Source organism: Gemmatimonadales bacterium (assembly GCA_035502185.1).
Taxonomy (GTDB): Bacteria; Gemmatimonadota; Gemmatimonadetes; order Gemmatimonadales; family JACORV01; genus Fen-1245.
Genome location: DATJUT010000113.1, coordinates 74,185 through 93,360 on the forward strand (window position 1 = coordinate 74,185; position 19,176 = coordinate 93,360).

The following is a 19,176-nucleotide window of genomic DNA, read 5'->3' on the forward strand; positions in this document are numbered from 1 at the left end:
CAATGACCGTGACCGCCGCCGCGCTCGAGCACGCGCCGCCCTCCGACCCGGAGGTGCTGCGCCGGATGCTGCGCGACATGCTGCTGATCCGCCGCTTCGAGGAGAAGGCCGCGGAGGGCTACGCCCACGGCAAGATCGGCGGCTTCTGCCACCTGTACATCGGGCAGGAGGCGGTGGCCGTCGGCACGATGGCCGCGCTCCGCCCCGACGACTACATCATGACCAGTTACCGCGAGCACGGGCAGGCGCTGGCGCGCGGCGTCTCGGCTCGGGCGGTGATGGCGGAGCTGTTCGGCAAGGCCACCGGCAGCTCGGGGGGCAAGGGCGGCTCGATGCACATCTTCGACGCCGCCACCAACTTCCTCGGCGGACACGCCATCGTGGGCGGCCACATCCCGCTCGTGACCGGCGTGGCGTTCGCGATCAAGTACCGCGAGGGCGACCAGGTGTCGGTCGGGTTCTTCGGCGAGGCCGCGGTGAACAACGGCGCCTTCCACGAGGCACTGAACATGGCGGCGGTGTGGCGGCTGCCCGCGATCTACATCTGCGAGAACAACCGCTACGGGATGGGCACCGCCCTCGAGCGCGCCTCCGCGATCTACGACGTGGCGCAGCGTGCCTGCTCGTACGACATGCCGGCCGAGGTCGTGGACGGGATGGACGTGCTGAAGGTGCGGGACGCAGTGGCCCGCGCGGCGCAGCGCGCCCGTGAGCGCTACGTGCCCACGCTGCTCGAGATCCGCACCTACCGCTTCATGGGCCACTCGATGTCGGATCCGATCCACGGCCACTACCGCACCAAGGACGAGGTCGAGCAGGCCAAGGCGAAGGACCCGATCCACACCTTCGCCGACAAGCTGCGCGCCGACGGCCTGCTGGACGACGAGCGCTGGCAGACGATGGAGGCCGAGGTGACCGACGAGTGCGACGACGCGGTGCGCTTCGCCGACGAGAGCCCGGATCCGCCGCCCGAGGCGCTGCTCACGGACGTGTACCGCGAGACCACGTCCTGATGCCGGTCCTCACCTACCGCGACGCCCTGAACCAGGCCCTCCGCGAGGAGATGGTGCGGGACCAGAACGTCTTCCTGATGGGGGAGGAAGTGGGCGCGTACCAGGGCGCCTACAAGGTGAGCCGCGGGCTGCTCGAGGAGTTCGGCCCGATGCGGGTGGTGGACTCGCCCATCACCGAGCTGGGCTTCGCGGGCGTCGGAGTGGGCGCCGCGATGGCGGGGCTCCGGCCGGTGATCGAGTTCATGACGTTCAACTTCGCCCTGCTCGCGCTCGACCAGGTCGTGAACTCCGCCGCGAAGATGCTCTACATGTCCGGCGGCCAGATCCCGATCCCGATCGTGTTCCGCGGACCCGGCGGGGCCGCCCTGCAGCTCGCCGCCCAGCACTCGCAGTCGTTCGAGGCGTGGTACGCGCACGTCCCCGGCCTCAAGGTGGTGACTCCGGCGACCCCCGCGGACGCGAAGGGGCTCCTCAAGAGCGCGATCCGGGACGACAACCCGGTGATCTTCATCGAAGGCGAGATGCTGTACAACCAGAAGGGCGAGGTGCCGGACGGCGAGCATCTCATCCCGCTGGGCGTGGCGGAAGTGAAGCGGCCGGGGACCGACGTCACGTTCGTGGCCCACGCCAAGATGGTGGCCGTCGCGCTGCGGGCCGCCGAGGAGCTGGCGAAGGAGGGGGTGAGCGCGGAGGTCGTGGATCCTCGCACCCTGCGCCCGCTCGATCTGCCCACGATCCTGGCATCGGTGCGGAAGACGAACCGCTGCGTCGTGGTCGAGGAGGGATGGCCGGTCGCCGGCATCGGCGCCTCGATCGTGGACGGGATCCAGCGCGAGGCGTTCGACGACCTCGACGCGCCGGTGCTGCGGGTGACGGGCGCCGACGTGCCGATGCCGTACAACCGCCAGCTCGAGAAGCTCGCGAAGCCCGACGCGGCCAAGGTCGTCGCGGCCGCCAAGCAGGTCCTCTACCTCGGCTGACGTGGCCACCAAGATCGTGATGGAGGCGCTGTCGCCCACTATGGAGGAGGGGCGGCTGGTGGCGTGGAAGAAGCAGGAGGGCGAGGCCGTGAAGTCGGGCGAGACCCTGGCGGAGGTCGAGACCGACAAGGCCGTGATGGAGCTGGTGGCCCGCGAGGACGGCGTGCTCCGCAAGATCGTCCTCGGCGAGGGCGCCACCGTGCCGGTCGGGGCCGTCGTGGCCATCGTGGGCGGCAAGGACGAGGACATCTCGGTGGTCCTCCCCGCGACCCCGCCCTCCCCGGTTGTAGGCGGTAGGGTGTCGGGGAGCGCAGGGCCGGTGCAGAATGGCGCGAAGGCCCCGGCTCCGGCCCTTGTTGCCGCGGCCGCCGTGCCCGCCACCACCGACCACCCACCAACCACCAACGCTTCGTCTCGCGTTCGATCCTCGCCCCTGGCACGTCGGCTCGCCGCGGAACGCGGCTTGGACCTCAGGCTCGTCCCCGGCACCGGTCCCGCCGGGCGCATCACCCGGCGCGACGTGGACGCCGTCGGCGCGACCCGCCCCGCTCCCGCCGCGGCGGCCGCCCCTGCCCTCGCGGTGGTGCCGGCCCTCGCCGTGCCGCCGGGCGGCGTCCGCGACGTCCCGCTCACCACCATGCGGAAGACGATCGCGCGCCGGCTCAGCGAGTCGATCGGTCCGGTCCCGCACTTCTTTCTCACCAGCGAGATCGAGATGGAGCGCGCCTGGGAGGCGCGGCAGCACCTGGCCGGGCTGGGCGACGCGTACAAGGTCTCGTTCAACGACCTGATCGTGAAGGCAGTGGCCCTCGCGCTTCGGCAGCACGCCGCGGTGAACGCGTCCTTCCTCGAGGACCGCATCCGCTACTACGGCGACGTGCACGTCGGGATGGCGGTCGCGGTCGAGGACGGCCTCATCACGCCGGTGATCCGGCACGCCGACCGCAAGGGCCTGCTGGAGATCGCGGCGGAGTCGAAGGCGCTCGCGGAGCGGGCGCGCGCGCGCCGGCTCGCGCCCGAGGAGTACACGGGCGCCACGTTCAGCGTCTCGAACCTCGGCATGTTCGACATCGACGAGTTCACCGCGGTCATCAACCCGCCGGAGGCAGGCATCCTCGCCGTGGGGCGCATCGCCCAGCGCGCGGTGGCGGCCGACGGCCAGCTGGCGGTGCGGCGCACGATGCGCGTCACGATGTCGTGCGACCACCGCGTCGTGGACGGCGCGACCGGCGCGAAGTTCCTGCAGACCGTGAAGCTGATGCTCGAGAATCCTCTCGCGATGCTGCTCTAGGAGTCTCCGTGGCGACGACTTTCGACGTGGTCTTCATCGGCGCCGGCCCCGGCGGCTACGTCTCGGCCATCCGGGCGGCGCAGCTCGGGCTCACCGTCGGCGTGGTCGAGAAGGAGAAGCTCGGCGGCGTGTGCGTGAACATCGGCTGCATCCCCGCCAAGGCCCTGCTCCACTCGGCCGAAGTGGCGAACCTGATGCGCCACGCCAAGGACCTCGGCGTCACCGCCGGCGAGGTCCAGACCGACTACGGCGTGGCGATGAAGCGTTCCCGGCGGGTGGCCGACCAGAACTCCAAGGGCGTCGAGTTCCTGTTCAAGAAGCACAAGATCGAGCTGGTGAAGGGCACCGGGAAGCTGCTGCCGGGCCGGAAGGTCGCGGTGGCGAAGGCCGAGGGCGGCACGGTCGAGCTGACCGCGGCGAAGGCCGTCGTGATCGCGACCGGCTCCCGCCCCAAGGACCTGCCGCAGATCGGGCTCAAGATCGACCGGACCACGATGATCTCGAGCGACGAGGCGCTGCTGCTCGAGGCCGCCCCCAAGACGCTCGCCGTGGTCGGCGCTGGCGCCGTCGGGTGCGAGTTCGCCGACGTGTTCAACGCCTTCGGCAGCCAGGTCACGCTGCTCGAGGTGCTGCCGCGCATCCTCCCGATCGAGGACGCGGAGATGTCGGATGTGGTGGCCAAGGCGTTCAAGAAGCGCGGCATCGCGGTGGTCGCGGGCGCGCAGATCCAGAAGGTCGAGAAGGGCAAGGCCGGCGTGACGATCACCTACGCCGCCGGCGGCAAGCCGCAGACCGTGACCGTGGAGAAGGTGCTGATCGCGACCGGCCGCGCCCCGCTGACCGAGAACCTCGGCCTCGAGTCCACGGGCGTGAAGCTCACCGAGCGCGGCTTCATCCAGGTGGACGGCGCGATGCAGACCACCGCGCCGGGCGTCTACGCGATCGGCGACGTGGCCGGTCCGCCGCTGCTGGCGCACAAGGGCAGCCGTGAAGGCGTGGTCGCCGCGGAGGCGATCGCGGGTCTCAAGCCGCACCCCATCGACTACAGCGGCGTGCCGGGCGCGACCTACTGCCATCCCGAGGTCGCCAGCGTCGGCCTCACCGAGGAGCAGTGCAAGGAGCGCAAGCTGGAGTACACGGTGGGCCGGTTCCCGTTCAGCGCGAGCGGCCGCGCCCGGACGGCGGGCGAGACCGACGGGCTGGTCAAGATCATCAGCGGCAAGCAGTACGGCGAGATCCTCGGCGCGCACATCGCCGGCGCGCACGCGACCGAGCTGATCCACGAGCTGGTGGTCGCGCGGGCCAACGAGTACACGGTCGAGGAGATCGAGCTGGCCATCCACGCGCATCCCACGTTCTCCGAGGCCATCGCCGAGGCGGCGCTCGACGCGATGGGCCGGGTGATCCACATCTGAAGCTCCCGCCGCCCGTCGGGAGCGCACTGGCCGCCATCGTGGTCGGCTCGGCCGTGGGCGGCGCCGTGGTGGCGCTGGTGCTGTTCGCGATGAGCGGCCATGCGCTCGCCACGCCCTCCCAAGCATCCTCTCCCATCATGCCCGCGATCGGGCCAGCGGTGGCCGGTTCCGGCGGGGTCGTCGCCGGTGCCCTGGTGGCGTGGGCGGTGGGCCGGTCGGTCGGCGGCGCGTTCCGCCGCGCGGCGCTGGCGATGATGGCGGTGATGGGCACCGCGCTGGTGGCCGGCGCCACCCTTCCGGCACACGAGCTCGCCGGCCGGGCCGGTCTGGCGGCCGTGGCCGCGCTGTGCCTGGTGGTCGCCCTGGTGGCCCGCCGGGTGTTCGTCGACGCCGCGGGGCCGGCCCGGTGAGCGGCGGCCGGCTCGCGGTCGCCCGGCTCGGCCTGGTGCCGTACGGCGAAGCCCTGAGCCGCCAGCGCGCGATCGCCGAGGACCGGATCGCCGGCCGGCTCGCGTCCGACGTGTTGCTGCTGCTCGAGCATCCGCCGGTCGTCACCCTCGGCCGGGGCACGCGCGAGACCAGCCTCCCCGTCGCGCCCGAGGCGCTGCGGCGGCGCGGCATCGAGGTGTTCGAGATCGAGCGCGGGGGCGACGTCACCTACCACGGGCCCGGCCAGCTCGTCGGCTATCCGATCTTCGACCTCGCGGCGCACCGCAAGGACCTGCACTGGTTCCTGCGCCAGCTCGAGGAGGCGCTGTTCACGGCCCTGGCCCGCTTCGGCGTGCCAGCCGAGCGGCGGGCGAGCTACACCGGCGTGTGGACCGGCGGACGCAAGATTGCGAGCATCGGGATCCACGTGCGCCAGTGGGTCACGTGGCACGGGTTCGCGCTCAACGTCACCGCCGACCTCGCCGCCTTCGACCTGATCGTGCCGTGCGGCATTCCCGACGTCGTGATGACCAGCCTGGCCAGGGAGCTCGGGCGATCGGACGCCCGCGCCCCGGCCGGCGAGGACGAGCTGATGGGGCGGACGCGCGACGCCATCGTGGACGCCTTCGTGCAGACGTTCGGCTTCTCCGGGGTCGAGACGTTCGACCCGGCAATGACGACCGCGTGAAGAAGAGGCGCGAGTGGGGCTCGGGCGGTTGAGGCCGGCGCCCCACTCGCGTTACTGTAAGGAAGAGTCGAGGACCTACACCCTATAAGACGCGCCGGAGCCGAAAAAGGTTACAGGGGCCGGCGTCAGGGCGTCAGGGCGTGCAGCGCGACCAGGGCGAGGAGCAGCCAGCCGGCCATCCAGGGCGCCGGCGCCCACGGCGCGACGACGCTCCAGCCGGCCAGCGCCACCATCGCCGGGTACCCGGCCACGATCCGCACCAGGCGGCGCCGGAACGGACGGCCGTCGGTCCGCATCCAGCCGGCGCCGGCGCCCAGCGCCAGCCGCGCCACCGACGCGTCCGCACCCCACAGGGCAAGCAGCGCCAGCAACGCGATCGCCCAGCGACCGCTCTGCGGCTCGCCGAGCCTGCGGTAGACCTCGTTCACCGGTCCCGGGGTCCCCGGCGCGACCCCGGCGAAGAGGAGGGCGGGAAGCCGGAGCGTCGCGAAGGCGGCCCACTCGAGGGCCAGCACCCGGAGCCACGCCGCGGTCCGCACCAGCTGCGTGGCCCCGAAGAGGAGCAACCCCACCAGCGCCGCGCCCACCGGCCCGGCCAGGAGGGCCATCACCCACAGGGTTGCGGGGTGGGTTCCCTCCCACGCATGCGCGGGCACCACGGTGAAAACTGGCGAGAGCGCGAGGCCGGTCCCGCCGAATCCGAGCACGCTGCCCGCCGCGCTCCCGATCAGGACGTCGGACGCCAGGACGAGCCACGCCGCCGGGAGGGCCGCGAGGACGCAGCCGACCGCCAGGAGCGGAGGAGAGAGGGGCTCGCGCTGGGGCACGAGCGAATCTACTACGAAGTCGCACCGTTGCAGAGTTGCCGACCGACGCTGCTATCTTGGTTGATGTCCGACAAGCTCGACGTCCGCACCAGGGACCGGGCGCGCCTGCCTCCCGGCCAGATCGAGACGGTGAAGTGGCCGGTGCTGCACTACGGCCGCGTGCCGCGCGCGGACCTCGCCCGCTGGACCTTCCACGTCTTCGGCGAGGTAGACCGCCCGTTCGAGATCACGTGGGCGGAATTCGCCGCGCTCCCCCGGCGCGACGTGCTGTGCGACATCCACTGTGTGACGACCTGGTCGCGGTTCGACAACACGTTCTCCGGCGTGCCGGTGCAGCTCCTGCTCGAGCGGGCGGGCGTGCGTCCCAACGCCTCGCACGTGCTCGTGCGCGCGGAGGAGGACTACACCACCAACCTCCCGCTGTCCGACCTGGCCCGCGACGCCAATCTCATCGCGACCCACTTCGACGGCGAGCCGCTCCTGCCCGAGCACGGCGGCCCCGCCCGGCTGCTGGTGCCGCATCTCTACTTCTGGAAGTCGGCGAAATGGGTGCGCGGCCTGGAGCTGATGGAAGGCGACTGGCCCGGCTTCTGGGAGCAGAACGGGTACCACATGCGCGGCGACCCGTGGACCGAGGAGCGCTACGGGAGGCCGGACCCGGCCAGGATGAGGCGCGGGCCCCGGACGTGAAGCAAGGAGAGGCGAGAAGGTCAGTGGAGCCGGTAGGTGCGAGACGCCGAGACGCGAGCGGTTACGAGCCGGGAGACGTGAGGGGCGAGTCCGGATGTCGGCAGTGACATTGGACTCGCCCCTCTTCACTCGCGACTCCCGACCACTCGCAACGGTGCGTCGCGCAACTGCCCCGTCACCGACAGACTGACTACTCCCTACTTGGTATCATCCGCCATCATCTCGAAGAACCGCCCGAACAGCACCACGCCCTTCCATATCTGGTCGAGCGTGAGCTTCTCGTTCGGCGCGTGGAGCCGGTCGTCCGGCAGGCCGACGCCGCAGATCAGCACCGCGTCGCTCCGCTGTTGGAGCAGCGGCACGATCGGGATGGAGCCCCCGCTGCGGATCGGCGCGATCCCCCGGCCCCACACCTCGCGGAACGCCCGGTCCAGGACGCGGTAGGCGCGCGAATCGAGCCTGGTCTGCGCCGGGTCCACGGTCGAGAAGACGGTGACCGTCACGTCCGCGTGCTTCGGGGCCGCGCGCTTGACGGCCTTCACCAGCCGGGCCGCGACGTCCTTCGCCCGCTGGTCGGGGACGAGGCGCAGCGAGATCTTCGCGGTGGCCTCGGCGGGAACCACGGTCTTGCTGCCGGCGCCGGTGTACCCGCCCACGATGCCGTGCACCTCGAACGTCGGCCGCGACCACACGCGCTCGAAGAAGCTGTACTTCCGCTCGCCGACGAGCGCCTTGGCGCCGGCTTCCTCCCGGAAGCCCCGCTCCTTGACGGGCAGGGACCGCCAGGCCTTCAGCTCGGCGGCCGACGGTCGCTTGACGCGGTCGTAGAAGCCCGGGATCCGGACGCGACCGTCCTCTCCCTTGAGCTTCTCGAGCAGGTGCCACAGCGTCTCGATCGCGTTGGGCACGGCCCCACCATACAGCCCGCTGTGCAGGTCGGCCGCCAGCGTCCGCACGTGGATCTCGGCGTGGATGATGCCGCGGAGGGCGGCGTCCACGCTCGGCCGGCCGGGCGCGACGATGTTGGTGTCGGTCACCAGGACCGCGTCCGCGCGGGTCCGCTCGGGCTCCCGCGTCAGCAGCTCGGTCAGTCCCTTCGAGCCGGTCTCTTCCTCGCCCTCGATCAGGAAACGGACGTTGACCGGGAAGGCGCCGCGCGCGGCCTTGAGCCCCTCGAGCGCGGCGACCACCGTGTACACCTGGCCCTTGTCGTCGGCCGTGCCGCGCGCGAACAGCTGGCCGTCCCGCACCGTGGGCTGGAAGGGCGGCGAGACCCACTCGCCCACCGGATCCGGCGGCTGCACGTCGTAGTGCCCGTAGCACAGCACGGTCGGGGCACCGGGCACCTGGGGACCGACGGCCCACAGGATCGGGTGCCCGCCGGTCTCGAGGGTGTCGACGGTGAATCCCAGCCGCTGGAGCCGCGCCGCAAGCCAGGCGGCCGCCCTGCGGCAATCGCCGGCGTGCTCGGGCTGTGCGCTGATGCTCGGAATGGTGAGCCACTCCGAGAGGTCGGCGAGCAGACGAGGCCGTTCGCGCTCGACGAAAGACACCAGAGAAGCGTTCATCGTGCGCGAAACGTAGCGCTCGCCGACCCGCCGGGCCAGCGCCGGCGCGGCGGACTGGCCGCGTCGCCCGCGGCCTGTATCTTCTCCCTCGCCAGACTATGCGCCTCACTTCGTCGTTCGCCGTGTTCCGGTTCCAGCCCGGAGAGGAAGGCCTCGCCAAGGCGCGCTGGCACAGCCGCGAGGGCAAGTCTGCCGAAGCCGAGAAGGCGTACCGCGCGGCGCTCGCCGCCGACCCGGAGCTGCGCTCGGGCTGGCTCGAGCTGTTCGAACTGTTGCGCCGCGACGGACGCCTGCACGACGCACTGGAGCTGGCGATGCGGGCCGAGGACCACTTCGGCCCCGAGGCGGCGATGCCACGCGCGATCAAGGGCGCGGCGCTCGCCGAGCTGGGCCGGACCCGCGACGCGATCGCCGCCCTCGAGGAGGCCATCGAGCTGGACGGCAACCTGGCCCTCGCCTGGCACGAGATGGCGTACGCCGCGTACCGCGCCGGCGAGTACGCGCGCGCCCTGCTGGTGCTCGACCGCGCGTTCGCCCTCGAGCCGCACACCGACACGCTGATGCTGCGCGGCCACATCCTCCGCGCGGCCGGCCAGTACGACGCCGCCGAGGTCGCGTTCGAGGGCGCGCAGCAGTCCGCCGAGCACGACGTCCCGCGGCGCGAGGCGGAGCGCGAGGTCGCGGCGACCCGACGGGCCGCGACGCTCGGCGGGAAGAAGCCGCGGCGCTTCACCGCACGGGAGCGGGCGTTCGCCGACACGGGAGCCGTCCTGCTCGACGCCGGCACCGATCCGGCGACCCCGGGTCCGGCCGACGACGTCCCGGCGCTGCTGGCCTCGTGCCTCCGCACGCTCGTGGGCCTGGTGGACGCTCTCGAGTGGCACCCCGCCGTATGCGGCGGCGTGGCGCCGGAGGACGAGCCGCTGGCCGAGGCGGTGGCGCACGCGATCGGCGCCCAGCTGCTGCCGGTCGCGGCGCTCGATCCGGCGGACCGCCCGCTGCTGGTGGCCGTCTGGAACGGAGGAGGGCGGGAGTGGGCGCACCAGCTCGCGCGGCTGGACCGGTGGGGAAGCGGCTACGCGTTCGCGCTCGCGGAGGCCGCCGGCGCGAGCGAGCCGGCGGACGTGATCGGGACGTCGCGGTGCGCCGGCGACCCCGCCGCCCTGCACCGCTCCCTCGAGGAGGCCCTCGCCCTGCCGCTCGCGGCCGCGCCGGTCGATCCCGAGATCCTCGCCATCGCGGCCAATCCGCTGGCGCGCTGGCGGGCGCGACGGTCGGGAACGGGCCCTTCGGCCTGACCGGCCGCTAGCGACCCGGCCCCGCTCCCAGCGCGTCCCAGGGATCGCGCGCTCCCGCTACCCGCTCGCGCACCACGCCGATGGTCCGCACCAGGTCCCCGCGCTCCGCGGCCAGCAGGGCTTCGAAGCGGTCGAGACCCGTGCGGTAGAGCCGCGCCGCGATCACCACCGCGTTGTTGAGCGGCCGCCGTGCCAGCCAGCGGCCGTCGATCGTCCGGAGCGTCGCGCCGACCGGGCCGGCCAGGTCCGCCTGCGCCTCGGCGAACAGCTGCTGCCGCCGCTCCCGCACCGCCGGGGCCGGCAGGCCCTGCGCGTACAGGCGGTCCAGCCGCGCCGCCAGCGAATCGTAGAAGTGCTCGAGGCGGATCTCGTCCTGCCACCGGGCCACGGCGCGCTCGGCGTTCCGGCCGTCGCCCCGCGCGCGGAAGAACGCCTCCGCGCCGCGGTAGCCGACGAAGTCCGCCAGCGACTCGTTGAACGGCACGTCGCCCTTGACCCAGATCGTGTTGTGCAGGATCTCGTGAATCACCGTCGCGGCGAGGTCGACCGAGTCGTCCCGGACGATCGTCGAGAGCAGCGGATCGTTGAACCAGCCCAGCGTCGAGTACGCGTCGGAGACGCGGACGTAGGTGTCCATCCCCCGCTGCTCGAGGCGCCGGGCCTCCTCCAGCGCCTCGGTGCGGTGGAAGAACCCCTTGTAGGGCACCCGCCCGACGACCGGGTACGACCAGGTCAGCTCCGCGAGCCGGTCCGACCGGCTCGCGGTCAGCACCAGCACCAGGGTGTCGCGCCGGACCCGGGAGTAGGTGGTGTACGTCTGCCGCGCGGCGAGGTGCAGCGAATCCGCGGCGAAGCCCCGCGCCGCGAGCACGAGCTCGAGCTTGGCACGCGTCGCCGGGTCGGTCGCCGGGTCGGCCACGACCGCGGCGATCGGGCGCCGCCGCAGCAGGATCAGCGCCTCCTCGACCGCGGCGCGGGCCACGTAGCGCACGTCCCGGCTCACGCACCACGCGACGGCGCCGCCAGCCACCACCAGGGCCAGCAGCGCCGTGACGATGCGTCGGACCGCGCGGAGCCGGACGCCTATGGCGACCACCTCACGCCGAAGCGCGACGTGCCGCCGCCCAGGCTGCTGAACCCCTCGTAGCCGTAATCCAGCTGGAGGCGGTGGAACACCAGGGTCCCGCCGAACACCAGCGACCGCTGGTCCGTCGGGGCCTCGCCGGTCGCGATGCCGGCCCTTCCCAGCAGTCCGACCCCGTCCGCCACCACGCCGCCCTCGACGCCGAACGCCCAGTAGCTGCTGGTCCCGCGCGGCGACACCCAGTCGCCCACCACCATCAGACGCGGCGTGCCCTGCGGGTCCACGATGTTCAGCGAGAAGCCGACGCGGACCGTCCGCGGCAGCGGGGCCGCGGTCCGGGTGCTGGTCTTGAGGTCGCCGCCGATGTTCTGCACCACCACGCCGAGCGCCGCGATGTCGAAGAACGCGAGGGCCGCCCCCGCGTCGAACCCCAGGCCCGACGCGTCGTACAGCGCGGTGTCGGGCACCGAGACGTGTTCCTTCAGGTACTTCGCGTTGACCCCGACCGCGAACATCCCGAGACGGTAGGCGACCGAGCCCACCGCTTCGGCGCTGTAGGCCCCGGCCATCGCGCCGCCGGGATCCGGCAGGCCCCGGTCGCCGCCGAACGCGGGATCCGGCCGGTACACGGTGTCCTGCCCGTAGTCGAGCAGGTTCGCGCCGACGCCGAGGACGAAGCGCCCCGCCCCGAAGGCCGCGCCCGCACTGACCAGGTCCGAGCCGAGCAGGTAGCGCTGGTAGCTCAGCCCCAAGGCCACCGTTCGGATCGGGGCGAGGCCCGCCGGGTTGACGAAGATGCTGCCCACGTCGCCGATGACCGCCGCATAGGCGCCGCCCAGCCCGAGCTCGCGCGTCGTGGCGGGAATGGCGAGCACGGCCCCCGACGTCGTGCCGGTGGCCTGGGCGCGCGCGCGGGGAGCCGCCGCTCCCAGGCACGCGGCCAGGACGATGGCCACCGGAGCGTGCCGCGTCACGGGCTCCGCCGCGCGACGTAGAGGCGGTGGCGCAGGATGGTGCCGCCGAGATCCACCACCAGCAGGTACACGCCGTTGACCACGGGGCGGCCGTCGGCCGCCGTCAGGTCCCACTGCAACCGTCCGGCGGGCGCCGGCCCGAGGTCACGCACCAGCGCGCCGCCGAACGTGTAGACGCCGGCCCGCACTGCCGGGCTGGACACGTGAATGACCACCAGCGAGCCGCGAACCGGGTTCTCCGAGACGTTGATCGTGCCGCCGGGGCCGAGCATCGCGGCGCTCAGCGCGTCGAGGGCCGCCGGGACGGACAGCTTCCCGTAGCCCCACGACGCGTTGGGAGCCCCGTTGGCCCGTCCGTCGTAGGGATGCCAGGCGAAGCTGTCGATGCGCGCCGCGCCCACCAGCAGCGCGCGCGCGGCCTCGGGCGTGAGCCGGGCGTCGCGCTCGAGCAGCAGGGCCACCGCGCCGGTCACGAACGGCGTCGCCATCGAGGTGCCCTCGAGGATCCAGTGGCGGCCGTCCTGCATCACGCGCCCCGCGGGGGCCGACGCCGCGCCGGAGAGCGCGGACGCGACGCCCTGCCCCGGAGCGGCGAGGTCCGGCTTCTGCACGCCGTCCCGCCGCGGCCCGGGGCCCGAAAACCACGCCAGGTCGCCGAGCGCCTCGCGATTGCTGTACTGCTCCGGCTCCGCGTTCACGTCCCGCCAGCGGAGGCGGGTCACGTACGCGCCGACCGCCAGCACCCGGCCGGCCGTGGCCGGCGTCGCCACCAGGAAGCGATTGCTCGCTCCGCTCACCAGCGAGACCCCCTGCGCCGAGCCTCCGGCGCCGAGCGCCGCCTCGGCCACCCACAGGTGCACCGGCCTGCCGCTGCGGGAGGCCTGGCTGCTGACGCGGATGGTCCACGTCCCCGGGGCGGGCTCGTGCGCCCCTCCCGTGCCGAGGTCGCCGAGGACGATGAACCCGAGATTGTCCTGCGTGAGCGCGACCGTCGTCCCCGGCCCGTTCTCGATGTGCACCCATCCGTCCGTGCTGTCGGCGGTGACCGCCGCGCCGAGCGGGCCGACCACGGTCGAGCCGTCGGGCCGCTCGACGCTCACGGTCATCGTGTCGGACCCCGCGTACCACAGCTGCAGCACGATGAAGTCGTTGTTGGACCCGGGGGCCGGGACGTAGGGCGGCACCGTCATCGTGAACGCCGCCTGCTGCCCCGTCCCGATCGTGGCCGACGCGTGCAGGTCCTCGGTGGCGACCGCCGGCGCCGCGTTGCCGTTGTCGCCCGCGTTGCCCACCGCGGCCACGACGATCCGCCCCGGCCCCACCAGCGAGTCCAGCTCCTCTTCCTCGGGAAGGGTGCCGTCGTGCGGGCCCCATTGCGCCCCGAGGCTGAGGTTCACCACCGCCGGCCGGCCGAGCTGCGCCGCGCGGCTGAAGATGTAGCTGACGCCGTCCACGACGTCGCCGGACAGGAACGTGCTCTTGACGACGATCAGGTCCGCGCCGGGGGCCACGCCGGCGAACTGACCCGCCGGCTGGCCGTTGCCGGTCGCGCTGCCGTCGCCCGCCGCGGTCCCGAGCACGTGGGTGCCATGGCCGACGCTGTCGCGCGAGGGGCAGCCCGCGGCGGTGAGGCTCGCCTGCACGCACTCCACGCCGTAGCCGAACGTCGTCGCCCCGACCGCGCCGGGCCCGGCGCCCGGCAGGGTCTGGTCCCACAGGTAGAGGATCCGGGAGCGGCCGAGCGAATCGATGAGGAAGTCGGGGTGGGTGAAGTCCACGCCCGTGTCCACCAGGCCGACGATCACCCCGCGGCCGACCGATCCGCTGAACCGGTCGGGTCCGAGGAAGCGGCGCAGGCCGGCGACGCCGATGTCGGCGGTCGCGACGTCGTTGGTGGTGCCCGCGTCGGTCGCGGTCCGCGTGCGGTCGAATGCGGGCCAGCGGCGCGTCCCGTACACCGCCGCGACCGACGGGTCGGCCAGCACGGAGGCGAGCGCCGACAGCGGGACCCGCGCGTTCACCAGGCCGCCGGCGCGCGTGCCGAGACGGGCGCCGAGCCGGGCCAGCGCCGTCGCGTCGGTGCCGCGCAGGCGGATCACGACGCTGGCCACCGGCGTGCCGTCGAGGTCGCGGGTCACCGCCACCAGTCGGGCCGCCGTCGAGTCGGCGACCAGCCGCTCCTGAACCGCCGGGGGAAGCGCGTCGAGGAACCGGACCATCGGCCCGATCGGGCGCTGCTGCGCCCGTGCGGCCGTGCCGCCGAGCGCGGCCAGGAGCAGGACTGCGGGCGTGATCGAGGCGCGCGCGGCGCGCCGTACTGCGGCCACAAGGCTCCCTAGCAGGACTCGCGTACGCTCGTGACCGGGGCTGCCGCTGTCAAGATGGAATGCGATCGTCTTTGACAGTCCCGGAGGGCGCCGCTAGCTTGCCCGAAACGATGGCCTTCGCGCACCTCCACACGCACTCCGAGTACTCGCTCCTCGACGGCGCCAATCGCATCAGCGACCTCATCGCCCGCGTCAAGGCGCTGGGGATGGACAGCGTCGCGGTCACCGACCACGGCAACATGTTCGGTGCGTGGCAGTTCCATCAGGAGGGGCGGGCCGCCGGCATCCGGCCCATCCTCGGAATGGAGGCCTACGTCGCCTTCGGCCCGCGGCAGGCCCGCGAGAAGCCGGCCGACGCGCCCGCCGCCTACGCGCACCTCGTGCTGCTGGTCCGGGACCGCGCCGGCTACCGGAACCTCATCCGGCTGTCGTCCATCGGCTACGTCGAAGGCTACTACCGCCGCCCGCGGGTGGACCGCGAGTCGCTCGAGCGCCACGCGGAGGGCCTCGTCTGCCTCTCGGCCTGCCTCTCGGGCGAGGTCGCGCTGTGGCTGCGCCAGGGCGCGTACGACCGCGCGAAGGAGGCCGCGGAGTGGCACGCGCGCACCTTCGGCGAGGGCGGGTACTGGCTCGAGGTCCAGAACCACGGCCTGGCCGAGGAGCCCGGCGTCCAGGAGGGCGTGTTCCGGCTGGCGGAGGAGCTGGGCCTGGGCGTCGTTGCGACCAACGACGCGCACTACCTGACCCGGGAGGACGCCGCGGCGCACGACGTGCTCCTGGCGATCCGCTCGGGCAAGGACCTCGACGACCCGAAGCGGTTTCGCTTCCAGGGCAGCGAGAGCTACGTCAAGTCCGAGGAGGAGATGCGGCGGGCCTTCCCGGCGCGCGACGACCTGTTCGCGAACACGCAGCGCATCGCCGAGCGGTGCGAGTTCGACTTCGAGAAGCGGTTCTTCCTGCCCGAGTTCCCGCGCCCGGCCGAGTACGCCAGCGACAACGAGCTGGTGATCGCGCTGGCCGAGGAGGGGACGCGCCGGCGCTACGGCCAGGAGCTGCCGCCCGCCGTGCGCGAGCGGCTCGACTACGAGCTGGGCGTGATCACCAAGGTGGGCTACGCCGGCTACTTCCTCATCGTGGCCGACTTCATCCGCTGGGCGCGGGAGCACGGCATCCCTGTCGGCCCCGGCCGCGGGTCCGCGGCGGGCTCGCTGGTGTCCTACGCGCTCGGCATCACCAACGTGGACCCGCTCAAGTTCGACCTGCTGTTCGAGCGGTTCCTCAACCCGGAGCGCATCTCGCCGCCCGACATCGACGTCGACTTCTGCGAGGAGCGGCGCGGCGAGGTGATCGAGTACGTCCGCGAGCGCTACGGCCGAGCGTCGGTCGGACAGATCGTGACGTTCGGGACGATGAAGGCACGGGCGGCCGTGAAGGACGTCGCCCGCGTCCTCGGGGTGCCCCCGGGCGACGCCGACCGCCTCACCAAGCTGATTCCCAGCGGGCCGGCCTACGCGCTCACCCTGCGCGAGGCGGCCGAGAAGGTGCCGGAGCTCCGGGAGATGGTGGCGCACAACCCCACCTACCAGAAGGTGGTGGAATTCGGGAGCGGGATCGAGGGCCTGTCGCGCCACATCTCGGTGCACGCCGCCGGCATCGTGATCGCGCCGGGCCCGCTCACCGACTACGTGCCGGTCTGCACGATGACCGGCAGGGGCACCGGCGCCGGGGCGGCCGACGACGCCATCATCACCCAGTACGACATGGTGGGGCTCGAGAAGGTCGGGATGCTGAAGATGGACTTCCTCGGCCTCACCACCCTCACCATCCTCCGACGCGCGGTCGACACCATCCGCGGGCGGCGCGGCGTCGAGGTGGACCTCGACGGCCTCGACCTCGAGGACCCGGCCGTGTACGCGCTGCTCCGCGGCGGCCGGACGTCGGGGGTGTTCCAGTTCGAGTCGAGCCTGGCGACCGACGCGCTGCAGCGGATGCGCTGCGACCGGTTCGACGACCTGGTGGCCACCAACGCGCTGGTGCGGCCCGGCCCGCTCGACAGCGGGATGCACCTGGTCTACATCCGGCGCAAGCGCGGCGAGGAGCCGGTCCGCTACCTGCTGCCCGAGCTGAAGGAGATCCTCGAGCCGACCTACGGCGTCATCGTCTACCAGGAGCAGGTGATGCGGATCGCGAGCGTGCTGGCGGGCTTCTCGCTCGCCGAGGCCGACGTGCTCCGCAAGGCGGTGGGGAAGAAGAAGCAGGAGCTGATCGACGAGGAGCTGGGCCGCTTCGTCGGCCGCTGCGTCGAGCGCGGCCACAAGAAGAAGGTGATCGAGGAGATCGCGGCGCAGATCCAGACCTTCGGCCGCTACGGCTTCAACAAGTCGCACGCGGTGGCCTACTCGATCGTCTCCTATCAGACCGCGTGGCTCAAGACGCACTACCCCGCCGAGTTCATGGCGGCGCTGCTGTCGTCGGCCATCGGCGACACCGACAAGGTCGTGCCGTACATCGCCGAATGCCGCGCGCTCGGCATCGAAGTCCTGCCGCCCGACGTCAACGAATCGGGATGGCACTTCACGGTGATCGGCGACCAGCGCATCCGCTTCGGCCTCGGCGCGATCAAGAACGTGGGCCGCGGCGCGATCGACGCCGTCATCGCCGCGCGCACCGCGGACGGTCCGTTCACCTCGCTCGCCGACCTCGCGACCCGGGTGGACCACCGGGTGTGCAACAAGCGGGTGCTGGAGGCCCTGGTTGCCTCCGGCGCCACCGACGCTCTGGGGGGCCACCGCGCCCAGCTGTTCGCGGCCGTGGACGGCGTGCTGGCCGAAGCGGCGCTCAAGCAGGCCGAGACCGCCGCCGGCCAGGGAACCCTGTTCGGCGAAGGCGCTTCCTCCGCCGGGCGCCCCGAGACCGGTGCCCCGCCGGCCGCGCGGCCCCCGCTGCCCGTCGTGCCCGAGTGGACCGAGACCGAGCGCCTTGCGCGCGAGAAGGAATTGGTGGGATTCTTCGTCTCCGGGCATCCGCTCAACCGCTACGCCGACGAGGCGGCGCTGTTCGGCACGCACACGACCGCCGACATCGGCCGCTGGTCGAGCGAGAAGCTCGCGGTCGCCGCCGTGGTCACCGCGGTCCGGCGCCAGATCGCGCGGCGCACCGGCGCGGAGTGGGCCAAGCTCGTGATCGAGGACTTCCACGGCACCGCCGTGTGCCTGGTGTTCCCCGAGGCCTGGGCCAAGCTCGCCAAGGTGATCGCGGCCGACGGCGCGTACCTGCTGGCGGGCGGGTATTCGGCCCGCGACCGCGGCGAAGAGGATGTCCCGTTCATCGTGGAGGAGGCCCTGTCCCTGGCCGAGCTCAAGGCCTCCGGCCGCATGGCCGTGGCGCTGCGCTGGTCCACGCACCCCGGCCGGAACGGCGAGGCCGCGCGGGCCGTGGCGGCGCTGTGCGCCGCCCATCCCGGACCGGCGCCGGTGTTCGTGGAGTGGAGCGAGGCCGGCACGGGCCGCGACCTGGTGCGGCTCCGCTCGCGGTCCTACACCGTCGCCCTGGAGGAGGAGCTGCTGGGCGCGCTGCGGGACATCCTGGGACAGGACGCGGTCACTCTCGTGAAGGCGGGGTAACCGGATGGCGACAGCACTCGCCCTGGACTTCGAGAAGCCCATCGCCGAGCTCGAGCGCCAGATCGAGGACCTCAAGCGCCTGGCCAGCCAGCGCTCGCTCGACGTGGCGCGCGAGATCGCGCCGCTCGAGACCAAGCTGGCCGAGCTGCGGACGGAGATCTACCGCAACCTGACGCCGTACCAGCGCGTCCAGGTGGCCCGGCATCCGCGCCGCCCCTACGCCCTCGACTACGTCAACGGGCTGTTCGCCGACTTCATCGAGCTGCACGGTGACCGGCTGTACCGCGACGACCCGGCCATCGTCGGCGGGCTCGGCCGGCTGGCCGGCCGCAGCGTCGTGGTCATCGGCCAGCAGAAGGGCCGGGACATCAAGGAGAACCTCAAGCGCAACTTCGGGATGCCGCACCCCGAGGGCTATCGCAAGGCGCTGCGCCTGATGCGCCTGGCCGAGCGGTTCCGACTGCCGATCGTCACGCTCATCGACACCCCGGGCGCGCACCCCGGCCTGGGAGCCGAGGAGCGCGGGCAGGCCGAGGCCATCGCGCGCAACATCGAGCGGATGGTGGTCCTCAAGACGCCGGTCGTGGTGGCGATCGTCGGCGAGGGCGGGTCCGGCGGCGCCCTGGCGCTGGCCGTCGGCGACCGCGTGCTGATCCTCGAGAACGCGATCTACTCGGTGATTTCCCCCGAGGGCTGCGCCGCCATCCTGTGGCGCGACGCGGCGCTGAAGGAGCGCGCGGCCGAGGCGCTCAAGCTGACGGCCCCCGACCTGCTCGCGATGGGCCTGGTGGACGAGATCGTGCCCGAGCCGCCCGGCGGCGCCCACGCCGATCCCGGCGCGGCCGTCGAGGCGCTGGGCGCGGCGCTCGAGCGCCACCTCGCGGAGCTGGCGGGTCTGCCCACCGACGAGCTGCTCGCGCGGCGCGGGGACAAGTATCTGCGGATGGGCAAGTTCGAGGAAGCCTAGGC

At 72.8% G+C, this 19,176-nt stretch carries 15 protein-coding genes; 10 read left to right on the plus strand and 5 right to left on the minus strand.

Features of this window, described 5'->3' with window-relative positions:
- Positions 1-2: 2 nt before the first annotated feature.
- Genes pdhA through lipB form a run of 6 tightly spaced genes read left to right on the plus strand, consistent with a single transcriptional unit; the run spans position 3 to position 5,816 of the window.
- On the plus strand, positions 3-1,013 hold the full coding sequence (gene pdhA / locus VMF70_15730) for a pyruvate dehydrogenase (acetyl-transferring) E1 component subunit alpha (protein HTT69475.1): 1,011 nt from the start codon (positions 3-5) through the stop codon (positions 1,011-1,013).
- Positions 1,013-1,993, plus strand: a complete 981-nt coding sequence (locus tag VMF70_15735) for a pyruvate dehydrogenase complex E1 component subunit beta (protein ID HTT69476.1) — start codon at positions 1,013-1,015, stop codon at positions 1,991-1,993. The genes pdhA and VMF70_15735 overlap by 1 nt, the downstream gene beginning before the upstream one ends.
- A gap of 1 nt (position 1,994) precedes the next feature.
- Positions 1,995-3,284, plus strand: a complete 1,290-nt coding sequence (locus VMF70_15740) for a dihydrolipoamide acetyltransferase family protein (protein ID HTT69477.1) — start codon at positions 1,995-1,997, stop codon at positions 3,282-3,284.
- A gap of 8 nt (positions 3,285-3,292) precedes the next feature.
- A complete protein-coding gene (lpdA, locus tag VMF70_15745) occupies positions 3,293-4,699 on the plus strand; it encodes a dihydrolipoyl dehydrogenase (protein HTT69478.1) in 1,407 nt (468 codons plus the stop codon).
- A 38-nt stretch (positions 4,700-4,737) separates the two neighbouring features.
- Positions 4,738-5,109 (plus strand): hypothetical protein, encoded by a 372-nt coding sequence (locus VMF70_15750; GenBank protein HTT69479.1) that lies wholly within the window; start codon positions 4,738-4,740, stop codon positions 5,107-5,109.
- On the plus strand, positions 5,106-5,816 hold the full coding sequence (gene lipB / locus VMF70_15755) for a lipoyl(octanoyl) transferase LipB (protein HTT69480.1): 711 nt from the start codon (positions 5,106-5,108) through the stop codon (positions 5,814-5,816). The genes VMF70_15750 and lipB overlap by 4 nt, the downstream gene beginning before the upstream one ends.
- Positions 5,817-5,941: 125 nt before the next feature.
- Here lipB and VMF70_15760 read toward each other — a convergent pair whose 3' ends face one another.
- On the minus strand, positions 5,942-6,643 hold the full coding sequence (locus tag VMF70_15760) for a hypothetical protein (protein ID HTT69481.1): 702 nt from the start codon (positions 6,641-6,643) through the stop codon (positions 5,942-5,944).
- A gap of 63 nt (positions 6,644-6,706) precedes the next feature.
- Here VMF70_15760 and VMF70_15765 point away from each other — a divergent pair, with 63 nt between their 5' ends.
- A complete protein-coding gene (locus VMF70_15765; protein HTT69482.1) occupies positions 6,707-7,333 on the plus strand; it encodes a sulfite oxidase-like oxidoreductase in 627 nt (208 codons plus the stop codon).
- A 197-nt stretch (positions 7,334-7,530) separates the two neighbouring features.
- Here the strand turns inward: VMF70_15765 and VMF70_15770 are convergent, their stop codons facing one another.
- Entirely contained in the window at positions 7,531-8,901 is a 1,371-nt protein-coding gene (locus VMF70_15770) for a dipeptidase (GenBank protein HTT69483.1), read from the minus strand.
- 98 nt (positions 8,902-8,999) lie between these two features.
- Here VMF70_15770 and VMF70_15775 point away from each other — a divergent pair, with 98 nt between their 5' ends.
- Positions 9,000-10,199: a tetratricopeptide repeat protein gene (locus tag VMF70_15775; protein HTT69484.1), complete on the plus strand. Its 1,200-nt coding sequence runs from the start codon at positions 9,000-9,002 to the stop codon at positions 10,197-10,199.
- 7 nt (positions 10,200-10,206) lie between these two features.
- Here the strand turns inward: VMF70_15775 and VMF70_15780 are convergent, their stop codons facing one another.
- From VMF70_15780 to VMF70_15790, 3 genes are read right to left on the minus strand one after another with little or no spacing between them, the layout of a single operon-like run.
- Entirely contained in the window at positions 10,207-11,295 is a 1,089-nt protein-coding gene (locus VMF70_15780; protein ID HTT69485.1) for an aminopeptidase, read from the minus strand.
- The gene (locus tag VMF70_15785; GenBank protein HTT69486.1) at positions 11,283-12,257 is read right to left on the minus strand and encodes a hypothetical protein; all 975 of its coding nucleotides are present in this window, start codon (positions 12,255-12,257) and stop codon (positions 11,283-11,285) included. The genes VMF70_15780 and VMF70_15785 overlap by 13 nt, the downstream gene beginning before the upstream one ends.
- A complete protein-coding gene (locus VMF70_15790; protein HTT69487.1) occupies positions 12,254-14,584 on the minus strand; it encodes a S8 family serine peptidase in 2,331 nt (776 codons plus the stop codon). The genes VMF70_15785 and VMF70_15790 overlap by 4 nt, the downstream gene beginning before the upstream one ends.
- A gap of 110 nt (positions 14,585-14,694) precedes the next feature.
- Between VMF70_15790 and dnaE the strand changes: the two genes are divergently transcribed.
- Positions 14,695-18,207: a DNA polymerase III subunit alpha gene (gene dnaE, locus VMF70_15795; GenBank protein HTT69488.1), complete on the plus strand. Its 3,513-nt coding sequence runs from the start codon at positions 14,695-14,697 to the stop codon at positions 18,205-18,207.
- A gap of 4 nt (positions 18,208-18,211) precedes the next feature.
- Entirely contained in the window at positions 18,212-19,174 is a 963-nt protein-coding gene (locus tag VMF70_15800) for an acetyl-CoA carboxylase carboxyltransferase subunit alpha (GenBank protein HTT69489.1), read from the plus strand.
- The last annotated feature ends 2 nt before the right edge of the window (positions 19,175-19,176 follow it).

Bases quoted from the DNA above. Each gene is read 5' to 3' on its own strand.
- pdhA (HTT69475.1), top strand. From the start codon at position 3: ATGACCGTGACCGCCGCCGCGCTCGAGCACGCGCCGCCCTCCGACCCG.
- VMF70_15735 (HTT69476.1), top strand. From the start codon at position 1,013: ATGCCGGTCCTCACCTACCGCGACGCCCTGAACCAGGCCCTCCGCGAG.
- VMF70_15765 (HTT69482.1), top strand. From the start codon at position 6,707: ATGTCCGACAAGCTCGACGTCCGCACCAGGGACCGGGCGCGCCTGCCT.
- VMF70_15770 (HTT69483.1), bottom strand. From the start codon at position 8,901: ATGAACGCTTCTCTGGTGTCTTTCGTCGAGCGCGAACGGCCTCGTCTG.
- VMF70_15775 (HTT69484.1), top strand. From the start codon at position 9,000: ATGCGCCTCACTTCGTCGTTCGCCGTGTTCCGGTTCCAGCCCGGAGAG.
- dnaE (HTT69488.1), top strand. From the start codon at position 14,695: ATGGCCTTCGCGCACCTCCACACGCACTCCGAGTACTCGCTCCTCGAC.
- VMF70_15800 (HTT69489.1), top strand. From the start codon at position 18,212: ATGGCGACAGCACTCGCCCTGGACTTCGAGAAGCCCATCGCCGAGCTC.